Origin of the sequence: Pseudomonas luteola NBRC 103146 (genome assembly GCF_002091675.1) — a bacterium.
Lineage (GTDB): Bacteria > Pseudomonadota > Gammaproteobacteria > Pseudomonadales > Pseudomonadaceae > Chryseomonas > Chryseomonas luteola.
On record NZ_BDAE01000032.1, the window covers coordinates 1 to 16,602 of the forward strand.

Annotated in this window: 14 protein-coding genes; 9 read left to right on the forward strand and 5 right to left on the reverse strand. The window is 51.4% G+C overall.

The features are described 5' to 3' along the window. The 5 genes from PLU01S_RS22370 to PLU01S_RS22390 form a co-directional block, all read left to right on the forward strand. A partial coding sequence (locus tag PLU01S_RS22370; protein WP_369690100.1) for a methyl-accepting chemotaxis protein occupies positions 1-487 on the forward strand: 487 nt, incomplete at its 5' end. 5 nt (positions 488-492) lie between these two features. Further along, complete coding sequence (locus tag PLU01S_RS22375) at positions 493-993, forward strand: chemotaxis protein CheW (protein ID WP_074828544.1); 501 nt, start codon at positions 493-495, stop codon at positions 991-993. An 11-nt stretch (positions 994-1,004) separates the two neighbouring features. Next, the gene (locus tag PLU01S_RS22380) at positions 1,005-1,817 is read left to right on the forward strand and encodes a CheR family methyltransferase (RefSeq protein ID WP_074828546.1); all 813 of its coding nucleotides are present in this window, start codon (positions 1,005-1,007) and stop codon (positions 1,815-1,817) included. A 90-nt stretch (positions 1,818-1,907) separates the two neighbouring features. Then, positions 1,908-2,330, forward strand: coding sequence for a chemotaxis protein CheD (locus PLU01S_RS22385; RefSeq protein ID WP_233432219.1), 423 nt, complete (start codon positions 1,908-1,910; stop codon positions 2,328-2,330). Beyond that, the gene (locus PLU01S_RS22390) at positions 2,327-3,391 is read left to right on the forward strand and encodes a protein-glutamate methylesterase/protein-glutamine glutaminase (RefSeq protein ID WP_010798846.1); all 1,065 of its coding nucleotides are present in this window, start codon (positions 2,327-2,329) and stop codon (positions 3,389-3,391) included. Before PLU01S_RS22385 ends, PLU01S_RS22390 begins: the two co-directional genes overlap by 4 nt. A 47-nt stretch (positions 3,392-3,438) precedes the next feature. On the opposite strand, the gene PLU01S_RS22395 is transcribed toward PLU01S_RS22390, so the two are convergent. From PLU01S_RS22395 to PLU01S_RS22405, 3 genes are all read right to left on the reverse strand, one after another. Further along, complete coding sequence (locus PLU01S_RS22395) at positions 3,439-4,548, reverse strand: alpha/beta hydrolase (RefSeq protein WP_173869121.1); 1,110 nt, start codon at positions 4,546-4,548, stop codon at positions 3,439-3,441. Positions 4,549-4,611: 63 nt separating this feature from the next. Further along, positions 4,612-5,343 carry a GNAT family N-acetyltransferase gene (locus PLU01S_RS22400; RefSeq protein ID WP_074828548.1) on the reverse strand — a complete coding sequence of 244 codons (732 nt, stop codon included), beginning with the start codon at positions 5,341-5,343 and terminating at the stop codon, positions 4,612-4,614. Positions 5,344-6,539: 1,196 nt separating this feature from the next. Continuing rightward, positions 6,540-7,448, reverse strand: a complete 909-nt coding sequence (locus tag PLU01S_RS22405) for a hydrogen peroxide-inducible genes activator (protein ID WP_010798842.1) — start codon at positions 7,446-7,448, stop codon at positions 6,540-6,542. Between the two features lie 1,185 nt (positions 7,449-8,633). Between PLU01S_RS22405 and PLU01S_RS22410 the strand changes: the two genes are divergently transcribed. The 4 genes from PLU01S_RS22410 to PLU01S_RS22425 all read left to right on the forward strand — a co-directional run bounded on the left by PLU01S_RS22410 (position 8,634) and on the right by PLU01S_RS22425 (position 13,551). After that, positions 8,634-9,425, forward strand: a complete 792-nt coding sequence (locus tag PLU01S_RS22410) for a ParA family protein (protein ID WP_026004067.1) — start codon at positions 8,634-8,636, stop codon at positions 9,423-9,425. Positions 9,426-9,434: 9 nt separating this feature from the next. Further along, positions 9,435-10,385 (forward strand): ParB/RepB/Spo0J family partition protein, encoded by a 951-nt coding sequence (locus PLU01S_RS22415; RefSeq protein WP_010798839.1) that lies wholly within the window; start codon positions 9,435-9,437, stop codon positions 10,383-10,385. Continuing rightward, positions 10,378-11,268, forward strand: a complete 891-nt coding sequence (gene trfA, locus PLU01S_RS22420; protein ID WP_010798838.1) for a plasmid replication initiator TrfA — start codon at positions 10,378-10,380, stop codon at positions 11,266-11,268. The genes PLU01S_RS22415 and trfA overlap by 8 nt, the downstream gene beginning before the upstream one ends. Before the next feature lie 1,338 nt (positions 11,269-12,606). Continuing rightward, a complete protein-coding gene (locus tag PLU01S_RS22425; protein ID WP_233432221.1) occupies positions 12,607-13,551 on the forward strand; it encodes a DNA replication terminus site-binding protein in 945 nt (314 codons plus the stop codon). 54 nt (positions 13,552-13,605) lie between these two features. Here PLU01S_RS22425 and PLU01S_RS22430 read toward each other — a convergent pair whose 3' ends face one another. Next, positions 13,606-13,878, reverse strand: coding sequence for an HU family DNA-binding protein (locus PLU01S_RS22430; RefSeq protein ID WP_010798836.1), 273 nt, complete (start codon positions 13,876-13,878; stop codon positions 13,606-13,608). A 235-nt stretch (positions 13,879-14,113) separates the two neighbouring features. Continuing rightward, positions 14,114-16,573 carry a glucan 1,4-alpha-glucosidase gene (locus PLU01S_RS22435; RefSeq protein ID WP_139208878.1) on the reverse strand — a complete coding sequence of 820 codons (2,460 nt, stop codon included), beginning with the start codon at positions 16,571-16,573 and terminating at the stop codon, positions 14,114-14,116. Positions 16,574-16,602: the final 29 nt, after the last annotated feature.

The window sequence follows — 16,602 nt, forward strand, 5'->3', positions numbered from 1 at the left end:
AGCTGAAGTACGCAAGCTGGCCGAGCGTAGCCAGATTGCAGCCCAGGAAATTGGCAATGTAGCCAAGACAAGCGTCGCCTTGGCCGAGCGTGCCGGTACATTGCTGGACGAAATCGTACCCTCGATCGGCAAGACGTCCGATCTGGTACAGGAGATTGCGGCCGCATCCGAAGAGCAAACCTCAGGTGTAGGCCAGATCAACACGGCGATGAGCCAATTGAGCCAAATCACTCAGCAGAACGCTTCTGCCTCAGAAGAGCTGGCTGCGACCTCCGAAGAAATGAGTGGTCAGGCCGAACAGCTCCAACAGCTGATGGAGTTCTTTACCCTGGCTCACAACGGGAGTGTCTCTTCCAGCGAAGCTCCGCGCAGCCAGCCACTAGCGGCTGTACCGACTCGCAAGGCAGCAACGCCAGCGCGTGACTACAGCCCTGCCGCCGGTCAACTGGCTGGCGTACCGGCCGGTTTTGTACGCTTCAAGGATTAACGCCCATGAGTGTTCAAAAGGCTAACCGCGTGGCTGCTATCGAGCAGCCACAGCAATACCTGACCTTCTCATTGAATGCAGAGATGTTTGCGGTCAGCACGACATGTGTACGTGAAATTATCGAGTATGGCCCGATTACAGCCATGCCCATGATGCCTCGTAGCATTCGCGGTGTAATTAATCTGCGTGGTGCAGCCGTACCTGTTTTCGATCTTGGGGTGCACTTTGGTGGTGCGCCTACTGAGGTCAACCGGCGCAGTTGCATTGTGATGCTGGAGCTAAGTGTCGAAGGTCGACATCAGATCTTTGGCATTGTGGTAGATGCCGTTAACGAAGTACTGGAAATCAGTGCCGATGCCATTGAACCAGCGCCGCGCTTTGGCACCCATGTCCGTACCGACTTCATTCTCGGCATGGCCAAGCGCGAAAATGGTTTTGTAATCCTGCTCAATATCGACCAAGTCCTCAATACTGAGGATATTGATTACCTGGCCAGCCAGAACTGACGGTAAATGCCATGACGATGGATAACCTTGCTCTTTCAGACAGCGATTTCCGCAAGTTTCGTGGAATGATTTACGATGCTGCCGGGATCAGCATGGCAGACTCCAAAAAGCCCCTGGTCAGCGGACGGCTGGCCAAGCGGGTTCGTCAGCGAGGTCTTCCCAGTTATGGAGCCTACTTTGACGTCCTGATGCGAGATCGGAGCGAGTTTCAAACAGCGGTTGACTTACTCACCACCAATGAAACCTATTTTTTCCGTGAACCCAAGCATTTTGAGTTCCTCCGTACCGTTGTAATACCAGAGATACGTGACCGCGCGTCTGTTCGTATCTGGAGTGGAGCGTGTTCGACCGGTGAGGAACCTTATACCCTGGCGTTGACCCTGGCTGATACGCTCGGTACCCGCCCGTGGGAAATCGTTGCATCTGATATCAGTACCCGGGTGCTGGAAAAAGCGCGTCGGGGCCAATACCCCTTGGAAGATGCCGAAGGTATTCCAAAAGCGTTACTGCACAAACACTGCTTCAAGGGTATTGGTCAGAATGAAGGTACGTTCCTGATTGATCCAAATCTGACGGCACGTATTACTTTTCGACAGATCAATCTCAATACCACCCTGCCTGATATTGGTCAGTTTGAAGTGATCTTCTTGCGAAATGTAATGATTTACTTTGACAACGACACCAAGCGCCAAGTGGTCCAACGTCTTGTAAACCATTTACGTCCAGGAGGTTATTTCATGGTAAGCCATTCAGAAAGCCTCAATGGCATCACTGAAGCGCTCAAGATGGTTAGACCCTCTATCTATCAGAAGCCTCATGCCTGAGCCAACCAAAATTAAGATGTTTATCTTAAGCCTGGGGAGCTACATTTCGGGGGTGCTGATACACGCATCCGAACGTTGCTAGGCTCCTGTGTGGCGCTGGTGTTTTGGCATCCCCAGCGCCAGCTGGGCGGGATGTGCCATTACCTACTGCCTACTCGCAGCAAGGGGCACAAGGTATCGGACCGACTCGATGGTCACTACGGTGACGAGGCGCTGGCGCTACTGCTTCAGGCTATCCAGATGTCAGGTACACAACCATCGGAGTTTACCTTGCGTGTCTTCGGTGGCGGCAACATGTTTCCGGGAATTGCACGTAATGAAAAGGACCACATAGGCTTGCAGAACGTCAAGGCGGCTAAGCGCCTTCTACAGGCACACGGACTGGTTTGTAGCGCCAGCCATGTGGAGGGTATCGGTCATCGACGCCTTAGCTTTTCCATTTGGGATGGGGAGGTCAAGCTTGAGCAATCGCCTCCTGTACAGGCTCTACCACGGCAAAGAGATCGCCTATGACTAGCATTAAAGTACTGATCGTCGACGACTCCGCCGTGGTGCGTCAGGTGTTATCCACGACGCTGTCTGCCGACAGTGCCATCGAAGTGATTGGCGTGGCGGCTGATCCGCTTTTCGCCATGGACAAGATGAATAAGCAATGGCCGGATGTCATCGTCCTTGATGTGGAAATGCCCCGCATGGACGGCATTACCTTTCTCAAGAAGATCATGGCCGAGCGCCCTACTCCGGTTGTGATCTGCTCGACGCTGACGGAAAAAGGTGCCGCGACCACCATGCAGGCTCTCTCATCCGGCGCGGTCAGCTTTGTCACCAAGCCACAGGCTGGGCTCCGACAGTTTCTGGTAGAAAGTAGCCAGGAGTTGATTTCCGCGGTCAAGGCAGCGGCCCGCGCCAACGTTCGCCGTATCGCAACGTCCGCGCCACCGGCCAGCCCGCCGCCTAAACTCAGCGCAGATGTCATCCTGCCGCCGGGCCAGGCGATGACCCGCACGACCGATACAGTGGTCAGTATTGGCACCTCTACTGGCGGCACTCAGGCGCTGGAAGTGGTTCTGACCGCCCTGCCCCGGGTATGTCCAGGCATCGTCATCGTTCAGCATATGCCCGAGCGCTTTACGGCCGCCTTCGCCGAGCGCCTGAACGGACTCTGTCAGATCGAAGTACGCGAGGCCCAGCATGGTGATCGCGTCATTCCCGGTCGCGCCTTGATCGCACCCGGCGGACGGCACATGCTGCTCAAGCGCAATGGCGCGCAGTATCAGGTAGAGATCGTCGACGGGCCGCCAGTAAGCCGTCACCGCCCTTCTGTTGATGTCCTGTTCCGTTCAACGGCGCGCTGCGCCGGCAAGAATGCCCTAGGTATCATCATGACCGGTATGGGAGACGACGGGGCACGAGGCCTCAGGGAAATGCGTGAAGCAGGCGCCAAGACATTGGGCCAGGATGAGCAGAGCTGTGTGGTTTATGGAATGCCCAAGGAGGCTTTCAAGTTGGGGGCCGTGGAGCGTGAACTGCCCCTGGACCAGATTCCGGCAGCTATTTTGAACATGGCCCGCTAGGCACTCTACGGACAAGCACAGCAAGGCGCCTGTCCGTAGGATTTCAATTAACGCGTAAGGTCCGCCTTCAACTGCTCGCCTGCATACTGCTGAGCCTGTCTGGCCTTCTCAACGACCGCTGCCGTACCAAAGAACTCGTGCGTAACCCCTGAATATAACTGACGATCTACCGCTACGCCCGCATTGCGCAGGGCAGCCTCTAACTGGGCGCCGTCATCCCGCAACGGATCCACCTCGGCATTGATAATTGTGACTGGCGGCAAGCCTTTCAGGTCGGCATGGACCAAGTCGATACGTGGGTCGTTCAGGTCGACCGAAGACTTCGTAGCCTGGGCCACGAACCACAGCATCATGGGTCGATTGAGCGGCATCGCATCGGCGTACTTGTCATAGGATTCGGTGTGGGTGTTAGTCTGGGCCACCGGGTAAACCGACAGAATATGCTTGGGCGCCGTCAGGCCGGCTTTCTTTGCGGCAATGGCCGTTGCAACAGCCAAATTACCACCGGCGCTTTCGCCCGCCAGTGCCAGGCGCTTGGGATCACCACCCAGCGAGCCGGCATTCTGGATCACCCAACGGTAGGCTGCGATGGCATCATCATGGGCAGCCGGGAATTTATGCTCGGGCGCAAGACGGTAGTCGACCGAAACAATGATAGCATTGGCCTGCTTCGCGAGCCCACGTGCGCCTGCGTCATAAACATTGCGATCCGCATACACCCAGCCGCCACCGTGAAAGTACAGGATGACTGGAAAAGGCCCCTTGCCTTCCGGAGTATACACGCGAGCCGGTAATGTACCTGCGGCGCCGGATACGCTGGTATCCACGCTCTTGACCCCGGGTACCAGTGCTTCAGGCGCACTGTCGCGCCCTTCCTTTTCAAGCACCGCCTTTACCGCGTCTGCAATGGTTGGCTGCTGACGCGCCTCAGTCGGAGTGATCTTCTCGATGGCTTTCGGATCGAAGCGGGCGTACTGATTCAGTACTTTTTGCATGTCCGCATCATTACGTACCGAGCTTTTAGCCCCGCTTATCGCCAGTTCGGACAAGGGCCGCTTGTCCGGCGACCGGTTGCTGCAGGCCGCCAGCGACACGCCCATGCCCACCGCAGCCATGAGAAGAATGCCGTTCTTAAGTCGGGAAGGTTGTAAACGCATAGGGTTTCCTGTTGTGTGATGTCATGTTAAAAACGACCACACAGGTTCAGGAACGTTGCCATTTCACATCAAAACACGGTAGTGATAGCCATAGCGACGCTCAAAGCCGAGCGAGTGGTAAAGGCCTATTGCAGAGGTGTTTGAGTCTGTTACCTGCAGGTATGCCTGTCGGGCACCTTGGCGCTTTCCCCACGCTAACAGTGCGCTAACCAGCTGACGCCCGAGACCACGCCCACGCCAGGCTGGCGCTACCACCAGATCAAACAGGCCCACCCAGTCACCTTCCGCCACTGCCAAGCCATAGCCAACAGGCTGCCCTTCTCTGTAAACCGTCGCGTAGGCCACAGGCCAGACGATAGCGTCCAGCAAGGTATCATGGTGTTGGCGACGGGGCGCATCCAGGCCGCTGAGCAAGGCAAAGCCGTTACCCCAGGCCTGTGTACGCAAGGATTCAAGCGTGACCGTACCCTGGCTCTCTTTTAGATTACCTAAGCCCAGCGTCATCACCTCGGTAGGGTCGACCCGCTCATAACCCGCCGCTTCGAGCTGCCTGCCCGGCGCATCACCTGCCAGAGGCGTCAATCGAAAGATGACAGGCAAACCCTGCCGGCGGTACAGCGACTCGATATAGGAGCGTACGCTATCGAACGAGGCCGTTGGCTGCCAGGCATTGGCCGAATTAGCGCGCTTGGTATAGCCGCCTGCCAGACGCAGCACCCACCCCTCGTGAAAGACCGTCTTTTGTGCAGGCCAGGCATTAAAGGCACAGGCTTCCAACGTAAAGATATCAGTCATGAATCGCTCCTGTGCTGTTCCTTAAGCATGAGCCGCGCAAGGCCCTCCTCCGCCCTATCCGTCCCGCCATTTAAAGCATGGCACTTCTGCAAAGTACTTATGAGCTCAGTACGTTTCAAAGCCAAATGCTGATGTCTCCTGTCTCGCTGTCACCTGAGCAGATCACAGAACGCATACGCCAGGAAATCACTACGTACCGAGCCTTGATCCAAGAGTACGGATTAAGTCAGATGAGCTGAAAATCAAGACCTAGGTCGTCTAGACTCAACTATAAAGGGTTGGATAACCGCATTCCATCTAGCGCTATCCTTTATACCTCATCCTGACATCGGTCATTCAGGTGGTATCTCAGGCTTATTTCTGTAAGGCACAAGACGTCTAGTTTAGACATACGCTAACCAGAAGCCACGTCTTTACTGCCTTGAGTGAAGAAATTGAAAATGCAGTAATTTTTCTGAAACAGCCCGAGCACGGGCTTTTTCATTCAGGCGATACCTCATCCTGACACCTAGAAAAGTGAAACACATCCAGACAAACCACTTTACCTCCCGCTTTTGAGGGTCAGAGCACCGTTATCTTTTTGAATATGAACGGTTTTGGTCCATCTACAGCACAAGAGTCGCATGTCTTTTAACCTGCTTCTCTAAAGTGGTTATTTATCCAAACCTATAAGAGAAGGCTGATATGTCATTCTGACCTAAGCATGCGATGTCAACAAAGATGGGGCTACCAAGCGAATAGCTAGCCGGTAAAGAGATCGGCCTGTTTGTTTCCGATCGTATTTAATCGCGGCGTCTTAAAGGTAAGAACAGTCCTATGGTGGAACATGGGCCATTCCACTTAGTGCCCCGCTTGATGTCCGCTGCTACATCATGGCTATACCTATCCGCTATACCATTAAGTATCACGGTTAACTCTACCCTTTAGGCAACACCAAGGAGGGCCTAGTACTTCAGGTTAATTTCAATACTTGATACAAGCCGCCTCAATCTCTTTATTGACTGCACGGTTCGTTTCGGCAAGAACTAGCTTAGCCACCTAAATTAGTAGAATTTACGACCCCACCGCTTGATCAGACAAACGTAAAAGGTCTGTTTATAAGAATTAGCAGGTAGCGTTTAGGCGCAAGACCCCAGGCTTCAACAGGCTAAAATAGCGGTAGCCTGTGGGAGAAACAGGCAACGCGAGCGTCGTTGTTAGTCCCTATTAACCGAGCATAGCCGGATAGAATCGGCAAGCACATCAATGGCCTGGGGACGTGGAAAACTTGCACGCCATGCAATTGCAATTGTTCTAAAAGGCACGGGAGCGCTGAATGGTCGAATCTCGATCATTCCTGGTGCGTAATGGTGGCTTTCCAAAGCAGAGAGGGGAAGCACCGACACGCCCAAGCCCGAGGCAACCATATGACGAATCGTCTCCAGAGATGAGGACTCGACCTGGGTATGCTTGGACTCCACACCTGGTTTCTTGATCGTTGGGCACGCTTCCAACACCTGTTCTCGGAAACAATGCCCCTCCCCTAACAGCAGGAGGCTCATTTCGTCCAGTTTTGCATTTTCGATGGTTTTGAGCTCTGTCCAGGGGTGCTTCGCCGGCATCATCACATAGAACGGCTCATCGTAAAGCGGCTTGGTCAGTACATCCGCTTCGCTAAAAGGCAACGCAACGATGATTGCATCCAGCTCGCCTGTTCTCAGCTTGTCACGCAAAACCGGTGTAAAGTTTTCCTCTATATAGAGGGGCATTTCCGGCGCAACACGATTCAGCTGCGGAATCAAATGAGGGTAGAGATACGGGCCTACCGTATAAATAGCACCCACTTTAAGTGGTGCACTCAGTTGATTTTTACCGGCCTTGGCAAGGTCACGAATACCTTGCGCCTGCTCCAGGACTTTTTGCGCCTGAACAATAATGCTTTCGCCGGTAGGTGTAAGGCGAACATTGGTTTTGCTGCGCTCAAAAATCAGAATACCAAGCTCGTCTTCAAGCTTCTTGACGCCTACTGACAGCGTTGGCTGGCTGACGTGGCAGCGCTCAGCGGCACGGCCAAAATGCTGTTCTTGGGCAAGCGTTACGATATAGCGCAGTTCTGTCAGAGTCATCTTGGATCTACACACTTATGCAGTTAGGTTTGTTGAATCATTTATCGGCTGAAAGCTCGATTTCTTTTGGGTAAAACCGTATGACAGCCCCAAGCAATGACGTCATGCTCCGACCTTTAATCCCTGCGACCTGCTCTGCCTGTCAAAACTGACGATCCTGGTCTATGGTTTATAAGAAGCAGGAACTTAACCCCATCGAAAGTGTCTAGTGGTTCTCACATATCACAAGGACGGTAAGCGATATGGTAGTGCCTCATCATGAGCAGGCTCAGGAAATGATTTGCGCAGGGTTAGCGCCCCTAGTCTGTCATTTCACACCCAAAACAACTCTCGGTTTTATGACCTTTACTGCATCCGAGGAATCGGGTCGCATCGTATACAGGTCAGAACGACTGGTGCCCTTGTTTTACGCCAATCGGCGTGCGCTGCGTCTTTACTTATGTAAAGTAAGAAGAGAGCTTACCAATAAGGGATTCTCCCTAAACGCCTGGGATGACAATGTTTCCCTACAAGACCTTGGAAACTGGTCTGAGCGACTGAACTCCAGACGTAACAGTCGGACTCGCTAATGCTATGTCAGTATGAGGTGTGTAGTTACCTCATATCCTCTTATAAAAGAACGCCTGCAGGGCGTTTTTTTATAGCTTGACCTCCCTAAGCCATGTCTGCTTTAACACAGCGGCTACGCCACGTCTTTCAGCGTATTCTTATTTATCCTAGGTTACTACGTCTACCCTAGCTTACCTAATCGTATCCAATAAGGTATGCCGCTTGCGAGTTTCAATAAGATTAAGCAAGACAAAGCATTCATTTGGAAAGTTATTTGGTTACCCTGTCGATAGAACAGCTATCCATATCTGCTGAGTCACGCTTAATAGATTCCCTAGTAGGGACTTAATAATTATGCATATTGCCCTATCGTATAAATAGACTTTAAAAGAATTTAATAAACGCAAAGAACAGGTCGTAGCTTCCTATAACATTAATTCCCTACTAGGGACTCTCCTAATCCTAGGCATACCAAACCTCAGTATTTTCCCTACTAGGGACTCTTAATGAGATATAGACCTCAAACATCCTGACCAAAGCCAAATAACCGTTAAAAGCAGTATGTTTGTCTGTTACGATTACTCCAACACATGGCCTCAACGAAGAGGATAGAAAATGGCCCGGAGTGGATCGGCTGTGCAGAAAGAAGAGAAGAAAACGGTTGTAATCGCTATCGCCAACCACAAAGGCGGAGTTGGCAAGACGACAACCTGTATCAACTTGGCAGATAACCTGGCACAAATGGGAAAACTGGTTTGTGTCGTAGACATGGATCCCCAGGCTAACGCAAGTCAACATATCGGGATGTCTCACCCTGCTGAGATAAATTATACAACAGCCGAATTACTGACGAATCCTGAACTACCACTCACCTACTTTGTTCATGACGAAACCAGGATCGATGGCGTTGCACTTATCTATGGAAGCATGGCTCTGGATAATGCAGACGATGCACTTCGCATGGAGCCTCGCCCTAATGAAGTATTACGGGACCGGCTTCAGCCTCTACTGGGAAAAGCGGATTACATCATCATTGATTGCCCGCCTAGCCTTAGGCTTCTGACTTCCAATGCATTGGCCGCGGCGACCCATTTATTGATTCCCGTAGAGTCAGGATCGCCTTATGGCTTGTACGGCCTCGCTGATCTGACCAAACGAGTTCAGCAGATCACGCGGATCAACCCGACATTGATCAACTTAGGCGCACTGCTGATTCGTCATGATGATCGTCAGCTGGTCTGTCAGAACATCGAGCAAAAAGCGATGGGCCTATTTGGAAAGCTTGTTCCAGTAAAGATAGGAACAACAACGAAGATCAACCAGTCATCAACCGTTCAAACCTCCCTGCGGATGTTCGACTCAACGAACAAGGTGGCCAAGCAATATAAGGAATTGGCCAAGTACATCGACAAAGAGACCGCAGCGTAAGAGCATATTATGGAAAAGAAATCGACCTCCTCGCAAAACGCACCCAAGCAAAAGTTGGGCTCCATTCTCGCTCAAGGCTTGGTCAGCCAGATATCTCGTCATTCGGCGGTTCAGCAGGTAGAGAATTTAAAGTCCCATCGAGTACCGCGCTCCATTCCTGTCGATCTGGTTGACGCTAACCCCTATCAACCTCGCTTGGTTTTTGACGAGGAATATATTGAAGAGCTGGCATTATCGATAGAAGAGGAAGGGCTGTTAAGTCCAATCAACGTTCGAATCGCTGGTGAGCGCTATGAGCTAATTGCCGGAGAGTGCCGACTACGTGCTCACAAAAAGCTTGGCAAGAAATATATCGATGCCCTGGTAGAAGTCGTCGATGATTTCGAAAGCGCACTGCGCAGTCTGTTCGAAAATATACACCGCAAGGACCTCTCGGACTTTGAGAAGTACCATGCTATTACCCGAATGCGCACCTCGTTCACTCAAGTCAATGATTTGCAGCGCAAACTGGATATCAGCAAATCTCAGCTCTACCGCATCATGGCTTTTGGCGCTCTGCCAGAGTCGAGCCTTAATATGCTCAAGGCCAACCCCAAAATGCTGGGCGCGAACGCAGTAGATGCGTTGAAACCTGTTATTAAGGAAGTTCAGGCAGCAGGTCTTGATTATGAGTCTGCCTTGAACAAGGCCCTTAGAGATCTGGCCAACGGAAAACTGGCACAAGCTGGGCTGGCCAAACGTATTCGTGAAGACTTGCTGACCAAATCAGTCTCTGCACCCAAGGCTTCGACGCCCAGTGAAGATATCGTTATTGGTGAGCGAAAGGTCGCACGCGTTTCCACCAAGAAGGACAGGGTGATATTTGAGCTGGACCGCAAAACATTTAGCGATGACCAACTCAAAGAGCTAAGAGCTCTGATCAGTAATCTGGCTGAACAGGGAGCAGAACCTCGTGAGTGATGAGAAAGAGCCAGCCGCTCCTGAAAAAACGGAGCGTAAAGGCAGGCCCCCCCGAGAAACAGCACTTACTCGCATACAACAGCGCGCTGAAAAGGTAATCGAGGAAAAGGTCAATCAACTGCCATTATGGGCAGATGATTTACGCAGTGCGCCCAATGAAATGCTGCGTAGTGCGCTGTTTACGGTTGGTAACCGAAACCAGGCCCGCGAGTTCATCAATGGGCGTGAATTGCACTGTTACGGTAACGCAAGAATCTACTACACCGGCCAGGAACTTCGTCAGGAAGACGATATGGATGTCTGGCTGCAGGTTGTCCATATGGCTCGTACAGAGAAGCTTGGCAACCGAGTAAGTTTCCGCCCTTCGGAAATGAAGAAGGAATTGCGCTGGCCGAGAGGGAAAGACTACACCCAAAAGCTCCTGAATGTATTGGAGCGCCTCAAAGCGACGTCTGTTCGTATCGAATCGACCCGCCTGGGTAAAGGGGTGGGCGTCTCTCTGTTGCGGCGTTTTGAGTACACAACAGAAGAAGGTGATTTGAGCGACACGTGGCATGTCGAAATTGAGCCAGAAATGGCTATTCTCTTTGCAGCCGATGTGTATACAACACGTCTCGATTGGCAGTCACGCCTGGAACTACGTCCGCTGGCTAAGTGGTTACATGGCTTCTATGGTACCCATCGCGAGCCCTATGGCATTAAGGTAGAAACCATCCGGGAATCATGTGGATCCAAAGCCAAGACAGAGGCAAAGTTCAAACAGATGTTGCGGGACGCACTCGATGAGTTAAAGAACATCGATTTTCTCAAGGAATGGGATATAGGCAAAGACAATATTGTAAGGGTAGTCCGAAACAACAGGCCCTTACTAAAGAGCGAATAACGTAAAACTCTCGAAAAACGGAGCCTAGTGGCTCCGTTTTTTTATTAAGTGTTTTATTCTGTATGCCTATTAACACCGATTCATGCCACTAAATCATCTAATTCAGGGGTTTTATAGCGGTCGAGAACCCATTTTAGGATCTTGTAAGAGTAAAAGACGGCGAAAATGTCAGGATGAGGTAGTTTTTCTGCTGAAACCGGAGGTTTTCCAAGCTGCATGTCAGGATGAGGTAGCTTTTAAGCAGCGAAAGGGCATGGCTTGACAAGTATGCGCTGGAAATAATGGCGACATTTTAAGCAAATGACTACTTACTCTACGTCAATTCTATAAAAAGTCCTTAAAAATCAATGTCTTATGCAAAAATACCTCATTTTGACATTGGCTTTGTATTGGCTAAGTAAACGGAGCGAAGGTACTGCAAGCCTAGGGAAAAGTTAAAAACCGCTTAAAAATTAGGGAGTTATCACCAAAAAAGGAGGGATCACCCTTGTTTGATGGCCTCAAAATGGTCTGTCAGACCGATTGGGCAACGGAATAAAGTACTTAAATATCAGTAACTTATGGAAAACTATACGTCATAATGACATATGATACGTCATTATGACGTATCTATACCTCATAATGACTTAGGTATTGAATATTAAAAAAATTCTTAAAAATCAATGAGTTACGTTGTTAAGAAGGACTTTAGGGTACGATATACGTCAACATGACGCATCTATACGTCATGTTGACAGGCACATACCTCATGTTGACGTATATAAACGTCATGTTGACGTTTCCGCATACCCAATAAAACCCTTATATATCAATAAGTTAGCAGTAATATCCACAGCCCTTAACCGTTCTTTAACCTTAAATAACCGTCTTTTAACCCATTAAAGTGTATTTTTATGGGTAAAGCGATTTGTTTTAATGTGCTGAGCGAAGCTCATGAGTCTGTACAGAAGACAGAACGTGGGTGAAATGAGAGGGTAGAGCCTCCTATAGAAGTCGCGTTCTACCTCAAGCTGACAATATTAATAAACGGTCCTAGGATTATTGATTACACAGGCCCATGTTTCGGCCTGCACAGTCGAGACAATCCATACTGTTTGAAAGAGCCATGACTTCAGCACGTTTGTCTATCAGGAAGGGAATCACTTGCATCTATTATACTCGTAATAATACCACTCCATACAGAAGTTTATACGATTATGCTTGCAGATACCTCATATTGACTTTAAAAGCTTTTATTCCAGGGTATATGTAAAGTAGCTACGATAAACAGATGTTAATATGAGGTATATGTGAGGAGTGGTATTAAAAGAAATGCCTGAAAGTATCGAAACTGCTTATATGCATCTTAAGCAGGCTGTCGCCGATTTGAATTCGCGATGGTCTACCTGTGTGGTTTCAGGTGAGGTGTGGTCATTGCCGACACTCACTGAGCAAGCTGCACCGAAAGCGATCACTCCCGTGTCCGTGCGAGGTAGGCAGGCCATTGAACTCAGCCAAGCAGTACTTCAGCAGTTCGAACGGGAAGCCGATCAGGCTCCGGGAACAGTCAGGCGTTTGCCAGGCTGGTTTCTGCTGAGCGAATCAATGCTGGGGCCGATACGACAGGTCAATCAAATGAAAGGGGCTGTAGAGGCTGCTATTGAGCGTGTAAGGCTGAAGCAGGGACTGGCTGAGACGGCGCGTACCCGTTTGGTAAGAGAGGCCCTGGGAGCGAGTATCAGCCTTAAACAACTAACACGTCATATACAGGCCTTTGATGCGACACCGCGGCTGTTGAGCTTTACCTGGGCAGGCCATACCGGCAAGACCAAGCGAGTACCCGTGGGGGAGGTGAGACGTCGGCTGGAGAAGCTGGCTCAGCTACAGGCACAGCGTGAGGGGAGCGATATTGAAGTGACACCAGCAGGCGCGGCCTTGAGGGTGATCTTCAATCTGGCCGATCATGCCCGGCTGGTAAAGGTCGAGAAGGTAGCGCCTCACCCAAGAGTCAATGTGTTTTTCAGTCATCGCTCTCGCTACGACGCCATGTTGCACGCCAACCTACCCCTGTTCTTTTTGGCGGGTGAGCAGTCTACAGAGGTGGTGGGGTTAAAGAATTTCAATATCGAAAACCGCATTGCACTACGGCGCAGCAACAAGAGCAGCCAGCGAATTCCTGTACTTCCCGAATACGGTCTGTATATGGATGAGGACGAATTGTGGGGGAGGTCGCGTCCTGGCATGGAGGTCAGTCCATTATCCTTTGAAAGCACCTACCGGGCCCGGACAGGGTATAAGCCCTGAGAAATGAAAAAGGCCTGCTTCAAGCAGGCCTTTTGTTACCGCGTCGGACGTCTGTCAGTTCACAGCGTCTTTCAGGCCTTTGCCAGGCTTGAAGCCAGGCACCTTGGCAGCTGCGATTTTAATGGTCTTGCCAGTCTGAGGATTGCGGCCTTCACGGGCGGCGCGCTCTTTGACGGTAAAGGTACCAAAACCAACCAGAGCAACATCGTTACCCTTGGCCAATTCCTGGCTGATAGTGTCGGTGATGGCGGTCACAGTTGCTTGAGCTTGAGCCTTGGTTAGGCCTGCTGCTGCAGCCACTTGATCGATCAATTCCCCTTTATTCATGCAAATACTCCAGAGTAGTCAGTTGTCTTGATGGAATCGCGGCCTTGCTTTCCATTATGCGTTATCTCTCATCCCGGATGGTATAGGAAGCCTGCCAAAGAGATAAGGCTCTTCAACAGACAACCTGATGCCCAATAAGGTCTTTTTCTCATCCAACAGCGTGAACTCCTTTTCATTCTGTTCAATGGAACTGTCAGGATGAAGTGTATCCCGCTCAGCATACCGTATTCCGGCCTTATGGCTGGAGTTTCTCTGAGACAACGGGATAACGGTCCCACACACGCTGATCACTGAGCGAACGCACCAATTTGACATACTCGGCATGGGACCATGCCAAGGGCGTTGCGCTGTCAGTCCCCTTGCCCTTGGTATATTGATGACGTTCATTATTACCCACGCCGTCCCATACCTGTTCGGGAAGCATGAACCCCTGGTTGGCAAAAAGCTCCATGGCCTTGACGTAGGTGTCACGGATTCCCTTTAACTGATCCTCGGATAAGATTTTTTCTCCACCCGGCTGCTGCGCTTTTGCAAGTGCCAGAGCGAAATGGCCGCGCTCGCCTGTGAAAATAGGCCAGACACGGCCACGCAACCCTGAATTCATGACCGGCTCTTCAGTCGCGGGATAATTGATACCCGTGGTCTCACTTTCACCGTAGCCATCGTTTCCGTAGCGTCTCCAGCCGGGAAATTCCCCTGAAACGCCCGGGTAGGTAAAGGTGTACTTGACCCTGAGGTTTTCCGGAATGGCTTGATTGTCCAGTACGTTCAGGCTATTGACGATGTGGGTGTCTGTGGCTGGACGAACACCGTAACGGACAAGCTCCAGAAAGCCCGCGTCCAGTATCTGGTTTTCTGGAAGGCCTGGCCGGCTGTTGTTGTCCAGCAGCATCCCGCCGTCGTCAGGGTTATCGTTTTGTGTGATCCGCAGGTAATAGCGCTTGTCTCCAAAAACACCTTTTTGTGTAAACATGCTGGATTCGATACGACTGGAGTAGCGCCTGGCAGTATCCAGGTAGGATTTGGCTCCTTCCTGGTCACCTGCCTGGGTGGCCAGTTCCGATGCGGCTACAAGACCTGCAATGACGGCCGCGGTGGTAGAGGGGGAGTAGCCCCATTGTTCCTCCCAGCGATCCTGCTGTGTTTGTGGAGGTTTTACGGTCCAGTCATTCCAGCCCAGCCTGACCTGCCCACCTTGAGCCAGGAAGTCCGCGGCCGGTTTGAGCATCTCCCGATACCACCGGGTGATGTCGTTGTCAGAAAGCACGCCATTTTTCCAGAGCTTGTAGCCCAGCATGATCGGCATGGCGGTTTGATCGAGCTGAACACCTACCCATTCAATCGTGCCGTCGACATGGGTCTTCTGAAGAAACCAGCCGGTTGCTCCAGACTCAGCGCTTTTCTGGGCACTCTCTTGCTTTTGCTCATGGATATAGGCAGAGCCATCTGCCTGCAGGGGAGGTGTGTCTTTTGTGACCTGGACCTTTTTCAGGTATTCAAACGCTACCCTGGAGGTCTGTGTATCGCCCAGAGCCAGCAGAGCCATGGCACATTGGTAAAAGTCCCGTGGCCAGACGGCCTTGTAGCCGGTAGTGCCTTTGGTAGCGGGTACCGTTTCACCCCAGGGGTTGGACAGCGAGGCGATTAGAGCGCCTGCATGAGTCTTGTCTTCCTGGGCTTTCAGCACCATCGCACTGACATTGAGCAGCTTGCCGTTATCTGTCGTCTGTTGCCGCATCGTTGGCAGACTGGTCAGCGAGGCCAGATAGTCCTGCCAACCTATAGCATCTCCCTCACCGTTATAGTGCGCAAGCACATGTTCGTAGCCACGCTGCAAGGTGCTATCGGCTGCCTGGTCTGCAGCCTGTCGAGTACGACCGAATCCGACCACAACATCGATGGTGCTCAAGTCCCCCGTACGGGGTATCCGGGTCATCATGGCTACATTGCCGGGTATGCTGCCGGTAGTGGTATAGCGTGACTCAAGCGATCCTTTCTTGCGCAACTCCTCAAGCCCATCCGAGACTCCGGCAAAGCCCACGGTTGGTAGCTCCAGATCACGACTAGCCTTGACCACCAGAGTGGTTTCCTGTTCCTGGGCATACAGTGCGTTTCGCTCTGTAAAGGCATGATCACCGCTTCCGCTGTTATTTATGGCAGGGTCAATATGGAGATAAGCCTCGAGTGCAGGGTTGGCACTGCGAAAGATGACTCGCATGATCAATGCGTCGGAGTCTGGATCGGTAAATATATGCTTTTCGATTTCATACTGGCCGTTTTTGGCGCGATTGATCAGCCGGTAGGCAAGGGACGTAGGTCTGCCCTCGCTGTCGGTAGAGAGATAGTGCGTTTCGCTGGTCGTATCGGCTTCTTCAAGATCGACAAAGTCAGGTCCTTTTACCACTACCTGCATTGCACGCAGCTGTGCCTCATGAATCAGGCCGAACATGGTTTCTGTCACGATGCCGTTGGCTAAGGAAAACCACACCCTGGACACCTGTCCTGTCGCGGCATCGCTGGAATAAGCCCCGTTATGGTATTGCTCATAGGACGTTCCGATGCCGGTCTTGCCTGAATACGACCAAAAGGGCGGTTCACCCGGTGCCCCAGGTGCGACAGCCGAATCGGCAGCGACGGCAGTGGAAAGGCTTACGCACAGGGTAAGCAGGCTGTTTCGAAGCAACATGATGCGCATAGGACCTTCTTGCTTTTCTTATGAGGTAG

What these genes read in the sequence shown, in the direction of transcription:
- PLU01S_RS22425 (WP_233432221.1), top strand. Translation starts at nt 12,607, where the DNA reads ATGCATCTTAAGCAGGCTGTCGCCGATTTGAATTCGCGATGGTCTACC.
- PLU01S_RS22390 (WP_010798846.1), top strand. Translation starts at nt 2,327, where the DNA reads ATGACTAGCATTAAAGTACTGATCGTCGACGACTCCGCCGTGGTGCGT.
- PLU01S_RS22380 (WP_074828546.1), top strand. Translation starts at nt 1,005, where the DNA reads ATGACGATGGATAACCTTGCTCTTTCAGACAGCGATTTCCGCAAGTTT.
- PLU01S_RS22375 (WP_074828544.1), top strand. Translation starts at nt 493, where the DNA reads ATGAGTGTTCAAAAGGCTAACCGCGTGGCTGCTATCGAGCAGCCACAG.
- PLU01S_RS22395 (WP_173869121.1), bottom strand. Translation starts at nt 4,548, where the DNA reads ATGCGTTTACAACCTTCCCGACTTAAGAACGGCATTCTTCTCATGGCT.
- PLU01S_RS22415 (WP_010798839.1), top strand. Translation starts at nt 9,435, where the DNA reads ATGGAAAAGAAATCGACCTCCTCGCAAAACGCACCCAAGCAAAAGTTG.
- PLU01S_RS22405 (WP_010798842.1), bottom strand. Translation starts at nt 7,448, where the DNA reads ATGACTCTGACAGAACTGCGCTATATCGTAACGCTTGCCCAAGAACAG.
- PLU01S_RS22435 (WP_139208878.1), bottom strand. Translation starts at nt 16,573, where the DNA reads ATGCGCATCATGTTGCTTCGAAACAGCCTGCTTACCCTGTGCGTAAGC.
- PLU01S_RS22430 (WP_010798836.1), bottom strand. Translation starts at nt 13,878, where the DNA reads ATGAATAAAGGGGAATTGATCGATCAAGTGGCTGCAGCAGCAGGCCTA.
- PLU01S_RS22400 (WP_074828548.1), bottom strand. Translation starts at nt 5,343, where the DNA reads ATGACTGATATCTTTACGTTGGAAGCCTGTGCCTTTAATGCCTGGCCT.